The organism is Alteromonas hispanica (assembly GCF_010500915.1).
In the GTDB taxonomy this organism is placed as follows: Bacteria; Pseudomonadota; Gammaproteobacteria; order Enterobacterales; family Alteromonadaceae; genus Alteromonas; species Alteromonas hispanica.
The window spans coordinates 1-14887 of sequence record NZ_JAAAWP010000009.1; the positions used below are offsets into that span (position 1 = coordinate 1).

General features: G+C 43.7%; 11 protein-coding genes. 2 read left to right on the top strand and 9 right to left on the bottom strand.

Annotation, left to right across the window (positions count from 1 at the left end; genetic code table 11):
- Positions 1 to 93 precede the first annotated feature (93 nt).
- The 5 genes from GTW09_RS13620 to GTW09_RS17625 all read right to left on the bottom strand — a co-directional run bounded on the left by GTW09_RS13620 (position 94) and on the right by GTW09_RS17625 (position 6521).
- A complete protein-coding gene (locus GTW09_RS13620; protein ID WP_239059398.1) occupies positions 94 to 1044 on the bottom strand; it encodes an ROK family transcriptional regulator in 951 nt (316 codons plus the stop codon).
- A gap of 110 nt (positions 1045 to 1154) precedes the next feature.
- Complete coding sequence (locus GTW09_RS13625; protein ID WP_163112337.1) at positions 1155 to 2384, bottom strand: glycerate kinase type-2 family protein; 1230 nt, start codon at positions 2382 to 2384, stop codon at positions 1155 to 1157.
- Between the two features lie 32 nt (positions 2385 to 2416).
- On the bottom strand, positions 2417 to 3988 hold the full coding sequence (locus GTW09_RS13630; protein ID WP_163112338.1) for a sodium:solute symporter family protein: 1572 nt from the start codon (positions 3986 to 3988) through the stop codon (positions 2417 to 2419).
- An 82-nt stretch (positions 3989 to 4070) separates the two neighbouring features.
- A complete protein-coding gene (locus GTW09_RS13635) occupies positions 4071 to 5897 on the bottom strand; it encodes a TonB-dependent receptor domain-containing protein (protein WP_239059399.1) in 1827 nt (608 codons plus the stop codon).
- A gap of 18 nt (positions 5898 to 5915) precedes the next feature.
- Entirely contained in the window at positions 5916 to 6521 is a 606-nt protein-coding gene (locus GTW09_RS17625; protein ID WP_338024963.1) for a TonB-dependent receptor plug domain-containing protein, read from the bottom strand.
- A gap of 190 nt (positions 6522 to 6711) precedes the next feature.
- Between GTW09_RS17625 and GTW09_RS13640 the strand changes: the two genes are divergently transcribed.
- Positions 6712 to 8013, top strand: coding sequence for an MGH1-like glycoside hydrolase domain-containing protein (locus GTW09_RS13640; RefSeq protein WP_163112339.1), 1302 nt, complete (start codon positions 6712 to 6714; stop codon positions 8011 to 8013).
- A 12-nt stretch (positions 8014 to 8025) separates the two neighbouring features.
- Entirely contained in the window at positions 8026 to 9234 is a 1209-nt protein-coding gene (locus GTW09_RS13645; protein ID WP_163112432.1) for an AGE family epimerase/isomerase, read from the top strand.
- Positions 9235 to 9318: 84 nt separating this feature from the next.
- Here the strand turns inward: GTW09_RS13645 and GTW09_RS13650 are convergent, their stop codons facing one another.
- The 4 genes from GTW09_RS13650 to GTW09_RS13665 all read right to left on the bottom strand — a co-directional run bounded on the left by GTW09_RS13650 (position 9319) and on the right by GTW09_RS13665 (position 14707).
- Complete coding sequence (locus tag GTW09_RS13650; protein WP_163112340.1) at positions 9319 to 10947, bottom strand: PH domain-containing protein; 1629 nt, start codon at positions 10945 to 10947, stop codon at positions 9319 to 9321.
- Positions 10947 to 11498: a PH domain-containing protein gene (locus GTW09_RS13655; RefSeq protein WP_163112341.1), complete on the bottom strand. Its 552-nt coding sequence runs from the start codon at positions 11496 to 11498 to the stop codon at positions 10947 to 10949. The genes GTW09_RS13650 and GTW09_RS13655 overlap by 1 nt, the downstream gene beginning before the upstream one ends.
- Positions 11499 to 11544: 46 nt before the next feature.
- On the bottom strand, positions 11545 to 13899 hold the full coding sequence (gene arcB / locus GTW09_RS13660; RefSeq protein ID WP_163112342.1) for an aerobic respiration two-component sensor histidine kinase ArcB: 2355 nt from the start codon (positions 13897 to 13899) through the stop codon (positions 11545 to 11547).
- Positions 13900 to 14026: 127 nt separating this feature from the next.
- Positions 14027 to 14707 carry an N-acetylmuramoyl-L-alanine amidase gene (locus tag GTW09_RS13665; RefSeq protein WP_163112343.1) on the bottom strand — a complete coding sequence of 227 codons (681 nt, stop codon included), beginning with the start codon at positions 14705 to 14707 and terminating at the stop codon, positions 14027 to 14029.
- Positions 14708 to 14887 lie beyond the last annotated feature (180 nt).

Below are 14887 nucleotides of genomic sequence, written 5' to 3' on the forward strand. Positions count from 1 at the left end.
TTGCTGGGTCAGTAAAACGGCTTCGCGTTTAAATTCCGGGGAATATTTTCTTCGTTTGGTCATAGACACTCCTTCTAGGCATAGTATGCCTCTTTATGGCTGTGTCCGTAAAATATGGGTAGAACCCAAGGAATCTTGGACTTTATAAATCCATTCGTCTACGCCTGGCCAATCAGGGTCAAAAGTTTCATTTAATTGGTACATTGAAGGAACATCTACACCGTGTTTTAGCAGTATGCGCTCGAGTAACTTAAGGTTAGGGTGGCTGTAGAGCTTAGCCGGTAACATATCGCCGAGCTCGCCAGCGTTACCATGGGTACCGCGAATCATATCGCCATTATTAATAAGGCCTCCACCAAAAGCCGTAGAAACAAAAAAGTACACAAAGTTTTTATACCGTCTTCCCGCGCCAGCGATTCCTTCACCAGCTGCGGCTCCTGTACCATCGTTTACAACCCAGGAGGGCAATTGAAAAGCTTCAGCCACTGTTTCCGCAATGTTTATGTCTGCCCATTCTTCAATAGCATGATGCGTGTTCATTTTGCCGTCTGTCGAACTAAAAAAGCCCGAAATACCAACGCCTATACCAAGTACACGTGCGCTGTCGATGTTATTTACCGATGACATTTCTTCCACTTCCTGCACGGCCCTAGAAAGGACGGCTGAAATACCCATATCATCGAGCGCGATAAACTTAGTTGCAACAACTTCGCCTTTAAAGTTCATAAGCGCTATAGAGATCGCGTCAAGAAGAATAGATAGCCCGTAACAATAGGCATAATTAGGGTTCGGTTCTAAACCTGAAGATGGCTTGCCAGAGTCACAAGCGCCGCGAATGATGCCATCTTCTAGCAAACTATTGACTAACCGAGACACACTTTGTTGAGGAATTTTAGTAGCGGCAGAAATTTCTCTTTGAGTTATACCAGGCTTCCAAAACACCTGTTTTACAATGGCTTTGGGATTGTCTTGCAGCAGTTTATCGCCTTTACCCAAAGTAAAGGCGCCGCGCAAAAACTGATTATTTTTCAACGATGTAAGCATCTCATTCACTCTTAATAGTAGAGTTAGGCTACATGTATTATACGTAAGTCAATCACAGATCTCACGGTGAAAGGCGTATTGGTGATATATCAGTGTATCTATCTCACTTTTCATGACACATAGATTACCCTGAAATCATTTACATTAGTTCGTGTTGGGCCTACTTTAATGTGACTCTCTAAACTTTCAAAGAATCCAAAGCTGTTGTGTTCAGCCAACATCGCGTTTACATCAATCTTTTTTCTTTTCGCGTTTCTGAGCGTTGATTCATCAATAAATCCACCAGCAACGTCCTTACTTCCATCCACGCCATCTGTGTCTGCAGCAAGCGCACATATGCCCGGCTCTCCATCTAAATACTTCGTAAGCGCCAAAAGATATTCTTGGTTTGGTCCACCCTCGCCTTTCGAATCGCCTAACGTTACCGTCAACTCGCCTCCAGAAAACAATAGAATTGGCTTACCTTGTTGCTTACATTCTAATGCTATTTGAGCATGACGTTTTGCTACCTCTTGAGCCTCGCCCTTCTCGGTATAACTAATTACACGGGTCGAAAATCCGGACGCTTTTGCCATTTCAACGGCGGCATCTATAGCACTTTGTGCGTTAGCCACAAGCTTATAGTCTCCTTTCACTTTTGGAAGCAAAGGGGCATTAGCCAGGTAGCCTCTCAGTGGAGAAGCATTATCAAAGCCATATTTATCCAAAATCGCAATCGCATCTTGGGGGGTCGTTGTATCTTGCACAGTAAGGCCGGAAGCAATAAACGCAGGATCATCGCCTACCACGTCGGAAATTACCAAACTAGTATTTTGTCCTTTGGAAGCCGCAGCTAGTCGACCTCCTTTTATAACAGAAACGTGCTTTCTAACCGTATTCATCTCCTCAATGCTCGCACCACTTCGCAACAGAAACTTATGCAACGACAGCTTTTGCTCTAGTGAAACTGTTGATGGTGGTGCGCAGGCAAGTGAAGAGCCGCCGCCAGATATGAGAAAAATAACGCTTTCTGAGGGTTCAACGCTTGAGGCCGCAGCTAATAGCGCATTCGCACCTGTCACGCTATTTTCATCTGGCACCGGATGTGCTGCAAGACGTACTTCAATATTCCCTGTGGATTCAGTGTTTTCGTAACCATAGCGAGTTACCACTAAACCATAGGCATTGCTACCAAAATAGTTATGCGCCTCTACAGCCATATCAGCCGCCGCTTTACCAACCCCTAACACGCAAACTCTGTCGTTTTTTGAGAAAGCGTTAAAATATTGAGGTAAACAGTGTTTTGGCTTACTTACCCTTACCGCTTCCTCATACAAGGATAAAAGAAATACTTTGTTCATGAAAAACCTTTACAGCCACTAATTTTGTGGCTTTAAGAAAAAAGAGAAGGCAGTAATAAACACACCGTTAGCATGAAAATGAAAAAGCCGACAAGAATACTGACATCTTTTACTGTGAGTATTGAATGAAAATTCAGCTTTTCTAGCTCTGGTACGCGTGAATTATTTGGCCAAGTAATACGCGCTATTAACGCCACGCAACAAGTTACTGCAAAGCCGATCACGTTCCACCAGAACCAGAAAACATCGGGAATAAAAAGCCAAACAACGATGTTGGTACCTACGCCGGCAATTAAACCAATATTGACGTGTTTTCCGCTTAACGCCTTGCTTGCGACTGCGAGTAAAAACAACGCGAGAATTGGTCCGTAAAATACAGAACCGACCTTATTGATTGCTTCAATGATAGTAGGTGCAATATTTCCAGCAAAAAGAGAGAGTATTAATGTAATACCGCCCCATACCAAGCCAATCACCTTCGCCATTTTTAAATAGCTTTTGTGCTCCAACTCTTTATTGGTAACGCGACAGTAGTCTTCTATTGTTACCGCAGATAAGGAGTTAATCGCTGAACTTAGCGATGACATTGCCGCCGAGAGAATTGCCACGATTAACAGGCCAATTAAACCATGAGGCAAGTAATTAAGAATAAAGGTTGGCATTAACCAGTCTGGGTTGTCCGCTGGGATTTTGTTAAAGAATTCAGCGTTGGTGAGGGCTAGCGTGCCAACAATAAGCCCCGAAAAACAATAAAGCAGCGTAATTGGAAAACGAATAATACCGTTTGCCACAATCATTTTCCGCAAGTCGCCTTCATTTTGCGCAGACAAAGCTCTCTGAGCTTGGGTCTGATCACATCCATAGTACGACGCATACAGCACAATTCCACCAAATAGCATGGGCAAAAAGCCAAAACCATCACCGCTAAACCCGAATGAAGAAAAATCGACTGCGGTTAGTCGCTCTTTAGGGGCTTGCTCAACAAGCACATCTAGACCGCCTAATGCATGCAGCCCAATGGCAATACAAGCAATAGTACCTAATATAATGATGACCATTTGTATCGCGTCCGCGTAGACAACCGCCTTCATACCGCCTTGTAGCGAATAAAGCACGGTAATAATGCCGGTGAGCACTACTGCTTGCCATGCCTCTATTCCCATAGTGCCTTGCAAAATAATCGACACAGCATAAATCATAATACCGGTGGCGAAGGCGCGACTAAACTGAAAAACGATACTGATTAGAAGGCGTGTAGAGCGTCCAAATCGCTGCTCTAGAAAGTCATAAATGCTCACTACGCCAGATTTGTATAGGGTAGGAAGGATTGTTCCTAATAATAAAATCATCGCGATGGGAATACCCAGCTCGTAAGATAACCAAATCATCCCGCCACCGTCGCGAAGACCAACAAAAGCAGGGGCAGATATAAAACTGATTGCAGAGAGCTGGGTGGCCATGACAGATAATGCAAGGGGCTTCCAACCTAATGACCTTCCGCCAAGAAAATAGTCACCTTTATTCTCTTGAACGCGCATGGCGAAACCCATGTAAAGCAGAATACCTAGGTAACCGATGACCACAAAATAATCTAAAAAATTCATATGCTGTTCTTTTTATTCACGTTGCGAAATAAAAAGCTGGTAGCCCAATGAGACTACCAGCAAAGGGGAGTGTCAATCTCGATTAAAAATCATAACGCAAACGCAACATCACTCGGCGTGGCAGTATAGGGCGCCCCACAAAATAAGACTCGCCCGCCGTTTGATTGTTACCTAAACGAGGTGACCCCTCAGTAATACCATCTGAATCAAATAGATTCCACACGGCAACACTGGCGCGAAGACGATCGCTTTGACCTAGGTCCCAGGTATAGCCGGTGTCTAGGCGGAAAACGTGAAAATCGTCAAGCTCTACTGAATTGGCGTCATTAGTAAAGTTCTTACCATGGTAATTATGATAAAAAGAGATATCCCAATTATCCAAGGTATAGCGCAATGAAGAATTGAACATTACCTTAGGTTTTCTTCTTAATTCATTACCAATGACTGAAGGGTCTGAATCATATTCCGTAAATTCATGATCGGTATAGGTGAAGTTGGCATCGAAAATAAGGTCGTCAGTAATGTTGTAACTACCTACAACTTCAACACCATAAGCTTCTGTTGATTGGAAAATCGGAACCTCTACAGCAACACCATTTTCATCATTGATAAAATCTACAGAGCGTCTGTCTTCGAGGTCAGTTTTAAATAGCGCAACTGTGCCAACAAAATCGTCTAGAAAGAACTTGGCTCCTAATTCGGCCTGTTTAACGATTTCACTTTCATAACTGCCAGGCTGACCATTGTTGTTGAACGCAACACCTCGCAATTCTGGAAAAAAGAAACCGCGAGAATAGTTAGCATAAACATTAAAGTTATCTGCCATTTTGTAAAGCGCAGCTATGGAATAGGCCAATTCAGAGTTGTCAACTTTGCCATGAGTTAATACGCCATTGCCTGAGACATTAACCTGAAGCGCCTCTACCAGAGAAGGATCATCATTAACCAAGACCGACTGATTTCCCTCTCGAGTGATCGTACCGTCAATTTGTTCCCAGCGTAACCCGACATCGATTATCCAGTCATCGTTTTGCATCTGGTCTGCAATATAAAACGCCGTTCTCCTTGCTGAAATTGTAGTGTCTGAGAAACTTATTCCTGGACCAGTAATACCATTCTGACTCGCTATCACTTCATTATCTGCAGAATCGGTAAGCGTTAAATCAACTAAACGGGCCTGATTATTGAACTCACCCAAATAGCGGGTAATGACGTTGTTATCGTCAGCCTTAGCACTTGAAAAAAATGTTCCCATGGTCACGCTATGCGAGAAATTACCAATATCAAGATACTTAATTATATTGAGCTCTGACGAAAAGTCTGTTGCCGGTCTATCCCGGTCTAAAACTCGGTTAGCGAACAGCAAATCGCCTTCGGGAAGCACTACATCAGTCCCTGCATAAGTAAACTCAGCACTGCCTAAATCATCAAGGCCTCTATTCGCTAGGTATTCGCTTTGCGTTTCAGGTACATTAATAATCCCGTCACCATCTAAAAACAGATTAAATTGATGGTCGTAACTTGCGTATTTTGCTCGCGCCAATATGCTGTAATCATTGCCGAGGTCCTTTGAAAACTCCATTGAAATAGAGCCGCCTCGGGTTGCAACGCCTTCCTCTATAGGTGAACGATAACGTCCATCTGCCGTGTCATATGAAAGTCCTGATGCGTAAAAAGTTTGTGTAGACTCCACATCACGTCCATCGTTACCCGGTACCCTCTCTCTAGAGTCAGCATCTAACGGTAAAGGAAGGAAAAACTGTACCTCATCATTAATAGCTTGACCGTAAATAGTGAAGTAGCCGCTGCCGTCGTCAAATTCTTTGTGAATGTTACCGCGCAGTTGGTAACCCTCTGTGGGTAACCCCGTATCAATTGGACCTTCATCATAACGATAAAAACCAGACAAAGCGTAAAACATGCCTTTTTAATTAAGAGGGCCACTCGTGGCGAAGTCTAAACGCTTACGGTTATGGTCGGAAAGCTCCAATTGCACCGTACTTTCTGACAACTCCGTGCCTTTTTTCGATAAATAGTTAATAACTCCAGCGACTGATCCCTGACCAAAGAGGTTAGATACCCCACCTCTAACAAACTCTACTCGTTCAATACCTAAATCGTTTCGGTAATACACATCGTAGGCTGATGAATTGAGTCCAAATGCACTCAATGTGGGTGAGCCATCGTAAAGTAACGGTGTAAATTGGAACTGACCTGATGATGGTAAACCTCGCACTTGAAGGTTTGTGGCAACTTCGCCACCGCCACCTTCAACCTTAATACCCGGAACGTAGCGGAGAACGTCTGCTTGGCTGCTCATTGATAGCTTTGCTACTTCTTGCGCCCCCATTGACGTAGTCGATTGCGGCGTTTCAGCAATAAGACGCGCACGACTTGTACCCGTAACTACAATCTGCTCATAGTTTTTTTTGGTCTCAGGCTTTTTTTCAGTTGTTGCCTGAGCATTGTCCTGAGCCAGGGTATTACCAGCTAGTAGCGACGAGATAGTCGTTGCAAGAAGTAGTTTTTTCACTGTGTATCTCCAACCATTTCAATTGTGTTTGATGCTGTAGTTAGGCTTCACACAATGCCCAACGCCACACCTTTTGATTAACTTCCCATTTACAATAAAACACAAATTTATCACTTTCAACCCGAAATGGGTTTTATTTTTCAATTATTATGCAATAATCTGAAAATCTAAAACTCAAAGTGGGTAAACAATGAAAGTATCAGATCATAAAAACGCGCAACTCATCGAAGAAGCAAAAGCCACTCTCATTAATAACGACCTAGGTGGGTACACTGTTCCAACTCACGGGCTCTATCCCTTTCAATGGAATTGGGACTCGGCCATTGTCGCCCTAGGATGGCTGCCATTCGACGAGCCAAGAGCTTGGGAAGAGACAACATCTTTGCTAAGCGCACAGTGGCAAACAGGAATGGTTCCCCATGTTGTTTTTCATCAACAGTCTGATACTTATTTCCCTGGTCCTGATATTTGGGGTGTGAAAAATGAGTTAGACAGCACTTCTATTACCCAGCCCCCTGTTTTGGCCTCGGTCATAAAGATTCTTTACGAGGAAACAAAAGACCGAGCACTTGCCGACTCGCAGATTAAAACCATCATTCCTCAACTTATTCATTCTCATCTATGGTGGTACAAACACCGAGATCCTGAAAATACGGGTTTGGTGGTAAGTTATCACCCTTGGGAGTCAGGCATGGACAATAGCCCGGCATGGGACGATGCACTTGAGGCAGTGCCTTGTATTGATTGGGAATATACGCGAAGAGACACTAGTCATATTGATGCCTCAGAACGCCCCCACAAAAAAGAATACGACCGATTTTTATATCTCGTCGACTTCTTTCGGAAAATGAATTTTGACGATACATTGATTTATCAAGATTGCCCTTATCGCGTTAACGATGTAAGCATTATTTCTATATTGCATCGTGCAACGAAAGACCTATTGTGGCTATGTGAGAAGACCGGGGTAGATAACGAGCAGACGGAATACCTAAAAGAGCGTTTGAATCTTACCGCAAGCGCCATGAATAAATTGTGGTGTGCAAAAACAAACATGTTCCACAGCTTCGATACGCGTAGCAATAGCCTTTGCCAAGCGCGCACGTCTGCCGGATTGCTGCCGTTTTTCGCAGGTCTTGTGAACGAACAGCAAGCAACCCCACTAATTTCTGTATTAGATAATTGGCTTGAGCATAGCCAATTTGCTATTTCATCCACTCACCCTGAGGACCCTAACTACGAACCGCAGCGTTATTGGAGAGGACCTATCTGGCTTCATGTGAACTGGATGATTATGCTGGGATTGAAAGATTACGGCTTTAGCACCCAAGCAGAACGCATTACCGACGGTAGTAGAGCGTGTATTTATGCCAGTGGCTTTAACGAATCTTTTCACGCTGAAACGGGTGCCCGTAGTGGTGGAGCTGATTTCTCTTGGACAGCTGCCATGGGCCTTTACTGGTTACTCCCCAACCAAACTGAAAAGGAGTAATTAATGATGGAAATGCGTTTCCCCCCCAAGTTTGCATCGACGGATTTTTTGCACCGCCATATCAAAAGCATATTGGCGTTCTATGAACCTCATGTAGATGCTATATCAGGCGGTTTTCATCAAAATTTTTTGGATGACGGCAGTGTATTTGATGAAAAAACCCGACACCTTGTTAGTTCTACTCGTTTCGTCTTTAACTATGCAAGAGCTTACCTCGCCTATGGGGATAGCCGCTATAAAGAACGAGTTGAATCTGGCCTGAAGTTTTTAAGAGACTATCATCTTCGGCCTAAAACCGGTGGCTATGCTTGGCTTATTTCTGTTGACGGTACTGAAAATACGCCACTTGATGAAACAAATCATTGTTATGGATTAGCATTTGTTATGTTGGCATACAGCTGGGCATTTCGCGCCGGTGTAAAAGAGGCTGAAGTGTATATCCACGAGACATTCTCATTAATGGAAAAGTATTTTTGGGATGCAGGATACGGATTATACAAAGATGAATTTAATGCAGACTTTTCACAATCCAGCACCTACCGGGGTCAAAATGCAAATATGCATAGCTGCGAGGCGCTCATTGCAGCGTATGAAGCTACCTCACATCGCCCGTTTTTAGACCGTGCACTACTTCTTGGAAACAATATAACTCTGCGTCAAGCCGCCAAGGCTAAGGGACGAATTTGGGAACATTACACCTGTGATTGGGAAGTTGACTGGGACTATAATAAAGATGATCCTAAAAACTTATTTCGCCCATGGGGGTTCCAACCAGGGCATCACACAGAGTGGGCCAAGCTATTACTTCAAATCTATCAATACCAGCCAGATGAATGGTTAGTTGAACGTGCTCGTTCATTATTCGACTCAGTCATTGATATCAGTTGGGATGATAATAACGGTGGATTATTCTATGGCTTTGCTCCAGACAATGATATTTGTGACAGCGACAAATATTTTTGGGTTCAAGCCGAGTCTTTTGCTTGTGCTGCGAGGTTAGCGATGGAAACCGGAGAAGAGAAATATTGGCACTGGTATCATAAAATTTGGGAGTATTCTTGGCAGCACTTGGTAGACCATAAACATGGCGCTTGGTTTAGAATATTGTCGGAGAAAAATGACAAACTCGAAACTACAAAAAGCCCCATTGGTAAAACTGATTATCACACCATGGGCGCATGTTATGACGTGCTAGATGCCAAAGCCTATTACGCGAAATAAAGTAGCGTTACTGCTTGGGTATTCAACAAAGTGCCCGCTATCATTTGATAGCTGGGCACTTATGTTTTGTTATTGCAGGCACCATTACATCCAAGACTTCCGCGTAGACTCAACCTCCAATAGCACATTATTGGCGAGTGTTTTTACATAACCCTCTGGTAAAAAAGGCACTGTAACCGAGCCTGAAGCCAAAACGAACTTGATTGAAGCCAGTTTTCGTCTTCGCATAAACACGCTCTGCTTAACAATAACCTGCTGTATTTTGTAAGGCTCGAAGCACAGGTAATCAACACCAATTCGACCACGTCTTATGTAAACATATTGGCTATCAGAAGCGATCCCCCAACGCCACCATCGCAGCGTTAGAAGCAAGCTTGCCAATATCAACAGTCCTAAAGACGCGAGCAAAATATCGAGCTCCGCAGATACAGTCCCAATGAGCAATAATATTGAGACTGGGATACTCCACGCCGTAAGTAACCAATGAAGAATAAATCGCTTACTGATACCAAGGTAGTCGCTTCGATGTAGCTGGCAGTTCGGCATCACTTCTTGACTCAGTGCAACCGCTTCTTGCTCTGTAACCGATGGCACAATAAGCTTATTTGGCGACATGAGCTCTTGAACTTGTTGACCTGCCGTGGAGTTTTGTTCAAAGTACAAGTTGACTCGTTTGAGTACTTTATCCAGCCAGTCTTGCTTAGCGGTGATCATTTGAATACGGGAGGCTCGCATGCTGACTTCTTGTTTATTAAGCAACCCGCTGCGGCGAATATACCGGTCGTCACTGCGAGATAAGGTATAGCCATAAAAAGTAAATAGTGCTCCACCCACACTGAGCAGTGCCATAGCGGCCATAAGCATCATCAGAATTACAAAGGCGTAAAGCCCGAACTGCCACCATGCCACAGTCTGCTCACCCACCAACTGATTGAGTTGAAGTCCTTTGTCGGCCAGCCATTCCGAGACTAAGCCAATAGCATCGTCGTAAAATGGTGCCGCAGCACCAAGTATTATCCACACTCGATTGTTGGTAATGCCGTGAATAACAATATCGCCAATCGAACGGGTGTTAAGCACCTCTTCGTCGTGTTCGTTAGTGTTATTTTGATAAGCCCCGGCATTATCTGCTTCATTAATTTCGCTATCGCTTACAGGAGCTTGGTGATGATTACCGCCATCGTCTTTTGTTTTTTCTGCCAATACCTGCTTACGTAATGCATTTGCATACGCTAAAGGTACAGCGACAATATTGGCTTCTTCTTTGCCACTTCCTGCTGTATCTAGCACCACCAGTGCATAACCAAAGGGACGATAATAAAAAGGATGTTCTATTTTTACGTTTTGTATACGCCAGAAGGGTAAATTGGTGTAGCGACGCTGAAACACGCCAGTATGAATTTCTACATGCTGGTTGTGTATTCGAAACGTATACATAAAGAAGCTGATTAAACCACTTATCACCGCTGTGCTAACCAATACACCTATGGTTATGTACGCCTCCGGTGAATTTAAATTACTGAGAATGTTAGAACCAATGGCCAAAGCGGGGATGATGTAAATAAGGCCTTGAGCAGAATTTTTTATATTTCGCACTGAAAAATACAGTATGGCAATTAAAGCGAGCCTCTGCCAAGCATCACCGGTCTCTACTTCAACGCCAGCTTTTACCTCTGCATCAGCTTTTACTTCTTCAACAGATTTGGTGTCCACTAGCGCGCACTCACATCTTTATGATCGAGTATGAACTGCCTTATTCGGTTTGCGTCATCCACTTCCAAACCAGGTATTTCAAACGTATGCATCTCGCCACCAGCTGAAAACACCTGAAGCGATGCAAGCCCGGCCCAGCGCGCAAGAGGGCCTCGTTTTAGCTCAACGTGTTGCACACGAAGTATGGGCTGACAGGATAACTGACGAAAGACCAGTCCCGATTGCTTGCTGATATCCTGCTCTCTTACCGCAAACTTGATTTTTTTATCGGCAAAGAAATGATAGGTAAACCACAACACCCCTAAAATTGCTACAACAGCAAAGGCGTAGGGAAATATTCGCCTCAACTCATCGGGTATGCTGAAGAATGTTTGGTATCGCCCTGTAGTAATAGCGCTAAGTATAAGTAGCGTAATAGTGGCGCTTACACCTAAATTTATAAGGCGATATTTTTTTGAAACGGGAGTTAGTGGTAAAGCCTCTAACGCCGGAAGGTCATCCTGAGATAAGGGTTCGTTAGAAAACCCTCCTGTGTTTGAGGCTGAAAACATTTACCTATTCCTTGTAGAGTGAATTTTGCAATGCAGGCTCAAAGCGCTAGTCGTCAAACTGCTGCTCGTTTAGCCAGCTATTCAACCCTTTCATATCGTGCTGTACCGCCATTTGCAACTCTTCAACCCAGTCGTGAACGTTTTCCCACCACGTAGGGTGATCGCCCTGTTGAATTTGATTAGCAATACGCTGCACTCTAGCTAAGCCTACCGAGCCCGCAGCCCCTTTAATTTTATGGGCTTGAGAACATACTTCTGACTTTTCGTCAGCGGTTAAACTCAACTGCAGTATTTCCATGTATTCAGGCATTTTCTCTTGGAAAACTTTTACACTCGCCCGAACCATGTCATCCCCTATGGTATCTACTAACATCTCCAACAAGTCCATATCTAAAATGTTACTTAATGTTTTGTTGGGCTCTGCGCGCTCAACCTGCCCCTCTATTTCTAACGGCGCTGGCGGAGCGTGGAATAGATCATTAAATACCTCAATCACTCGAGACTTTTTAATAGGCTTGGCAATAACGTCGTCCATACCGTTTTCTAAATACTCATCACGCTTTTTAATTACGTTAGCGGTTAGTGCAACTATGGGCGTTTGCATCACCAGGTCTTCTTCAATCAGCGTGCTGGCTACATCGAACCCTGTCATATCGGGTAGCTGAATATCGAGCAAGATTAGGTCGTACTGTGTTTCTCTGGCTTTATCTAAGGCTTCTTGCCCGGTCATGGCCACGTCAACCCGCTGGCCGAGCTTTTCAAGCAGCGCTTTAGCTACCATCACATTCAGCTCAATATCTTCTACCAGTAATATGTTTAAGCCTGTTACTTCAAGCTCTGCCACTTTCATCGGGCTATTAGAAATTTGAACCGGAAGAATAATTTCAAAGCGCGTTCCCTTACCTACGGTACTGGTAACGTTAATTTCACCGCTCATCAAATCGACCATCTGCTTACAGATTGCCAACCCTATTCCCGTACCGGTAGCCGATTGGTGATCTGGGTGATCAACCTGATAATACATGGCAAAAATTTTGTCTATTTCACTTTCAGGAATACCCACGCCGGTATCTTCAATAATAAAGGTAACAAAGGCTTTGTCATTTTCAGGCTTGGTGGCAGAAACCGACAGGCTTACATGGCCTTTTTGAGTAAACTTCACCGCATTGAAAAGGATATTCCACAATATTTGGCGCAGTCGCGTGCCGTCTATTTCAACTAAACGAGGCAATGGCTCTTTTATAGTCGTTTTCAACTCGAGCTGTTTATCTCCAGCAAGTAATCGAATAATACTGCTGAGCTCTTCGGTGAAGTCTTTCAGCGATATGGTTTTCAAACTCAGCTCTAGTTTGTCTCTACCAAGTTTGTCTAAGTCGATAATATCGTTGAAAATGTTACCCAATGTTATAGCGCTAGCATAAATAGTACTTACCCAGCTAAATTGTTCTTCAGAGAGTTCGGTATCGCGAAGCATGCGGCTTAAGCCCACAATGCCGTTAAGCGGCGTTCGCAGCTCATGACTGATGGTGGCAATAAAGCGAGTTTTATCTGTGTTGGCTTTTGCTGCTGCATTTTCCGCTTGTTTGCGCTCGGTCATATCTCGACCAAACGATAGCAAACCCAGTCTGTTGTCTTCTTTATCAAAGAAAGGAACGCGCTTCATTTCGAAGTAACGGCGTCTGCCATCGGCAAATTTAAGCCACAACTCTTCGGTGATACTGGCATTTGTCTCAAGTACTTCGTGATCACTAGCAACAATTTGTCGAGCTAATTCTTCTTCGTAGACATCTTCAGGGGTTAGTCCAAGCAGCTCTTGCTCAGTCTTGCCTGTCATTAGCTCGGCAATACGGTTACAGCCTGCAAACTGCCCTTCTTCATTGCGATAGTATATTAGGTCTGGCGATGCATCGATAATAGAACGCAGTAAAGTCGATAACCTGCGCGCCTGAGCTTCTTGTTCAGATTTATTTTTTATCTCTTGTTCCAAGTCTTTAAAGAGACCTTCGCGCTCTTCTTGGGCAATTTTGCGCTGCTCAATTTCGTGATTTAACTGGCGTATGTTGCTCTGAAGCTCACGATTTAAAAACACATCTTCCTCACGAAGACTTTCAAGTTGGCTAACCACTTCTTTCAAATTTGTGCGTGAGTTTTCAAGCTGCTTTATAAGCTCACTAAAAAAGTACAATACCCAAGGTGCCGAGAGCATAGTAAGCACCACTGCACTGATGAAATCATCGGGCTGTACCTGACTGCCCAGGCTTACACGAATGACATATGAGCCACCCAAGGTAAATACCAGGGAAAATACAACAAATAAAATACTGAGTTTTAAGGTGCCGAAGCGCTGCACAAATTGGGCAAATCGAATAGCCCAAGAGTCATTAGGGGAGTCTGAATGCATGTACGTCTAGTCTGTAACCATTTTCTCTATCCTATCAGGCTTTATCGTTTTCTGGAATGCATCAAAAAGTGCCATAAACTAGTGTAGTCATATTTGGCGATGATAATTTAGACAAAGGCCTCTTCTTTTAGGTTTCAGACTCGTCTATGGCTACATCAAGAGCTTGAGCACTTATCGCTTGGTTAACCAAATAACTGCGAAGCTTATTTAAGGGAAACGCGGGGCCCGGATCTACCTTTCTTTTTGGTGCTATTTCCTGATGACCTACAACATACCTAATATGATAGTGATCACACAGTACCCTGCATAATTCAAACGTGCGTTGCAGCTGTCGTTCGCTGTATCTATGCCAAAAGGTTTGAAGTGGCGCTGATGAGTTGGCGTTTGTGTGAACGAATACCTCGCCGGGCTGGTACTTTTTACCAAACCAACTTGAATATTCACCGTGGCCGCTGGCTTTAAGCTGACCCGCATTGTCTAACTCAATGCCAATGGAGTAATTATTTAACTGCTGGCGCCCGTCGAAGCTACTTTTACCTGCATGCCATGCTATGGCATTAAACGGCAAGAGCTGCACGACGTCACCATTTTGCCCCACTACAATATGGGCTGACACCTTACTGTCTTTGTTCTGCATATGCTTAACAGAAGAAGCCAAGCTCCCACCGCCGGTGAAGTGAATAACAAGAGTATCGGGCAACTCTTTAAATTCACCCGACGTATTCAAAGTGGTGACGTGAGAAATGTTATCACCTGATAACCGATGATTATGTAGTTTTATTGTCTCTGATATCGTCGAATATAGCATGGTCACAACATTGATTATTCTGATTGCTAGCGAGTTCGACTACAGTGAATTCTAACTACTCTATATTCACAAGATCACGCCCAAGTGATTAAACTTTGTTCAATATAGCAAATTACTTATTTAAGTGGAACGGTTTATTTACAAGTAAATAAAAATACAAAAAACAGGCTCTTGACTAGA

Excerpts from the sequence above, each read along its gene's own strand:
- GTW09_RS13620 (WP_239059398.1), bottom strand. The coding sequence starts at position 1,044 with ATGCTTACATCGTTGAAAAATAATCAGTTTTTGCGCGGCGCCTTTACT.
- GTW09_RS13625 (WP_163112337.1), bottom strand. The coding sequence starts at position 2,384 with ATGAACAAAGTATTTCTTTTATCCTTGTATGAGGAAGCGGTAAGGGTA.
- GTW09_RS13630 (WP_163112338.1), bottom strand. The coding sequence starts at position 3,988 with ATGAATTTTTTAGATTATTTTGTGGTCATCGGTTACCTAGGTATTCTG.
- GTW09_RS13640 (WP_163112339.1), top strand. The coding sequence starts at position 6,712 with ATGAAAGTATCAGATCATAAAAACGCGCAACTCATCGAAGAAGCAAAA.
- GTW09_RS13645 (WP_163112432.1), top strand. The coding sequence starts at position 8,026 with ATGCGTTTCCCCCCCAAGTTTGCATCGACGGATTTTTTGCACCGCCAT.
- GTW09_RS13655 (WP_163112341.1), bottom strand. The coding sequence starts at position 11,498 with ATGTTTTCAGCCTCAAACACAGGAGGGTTTTCTAACGAACCCTTATCT.
- arcB (WP_163112342.1), bottom strand. The coding sequence starts at position 13,899 with ATGCATTCAGACTCCCCTAATGACTCTTGGGCTATTCGATTTGCCCAA.
- GTW09_RS13665 (WP_163112343.1), bottom strand. The coding sequence starts at position 14,707 with ATGCTATATTCGACGATATCAGAGACAATAAAACTACATAATCATCGG.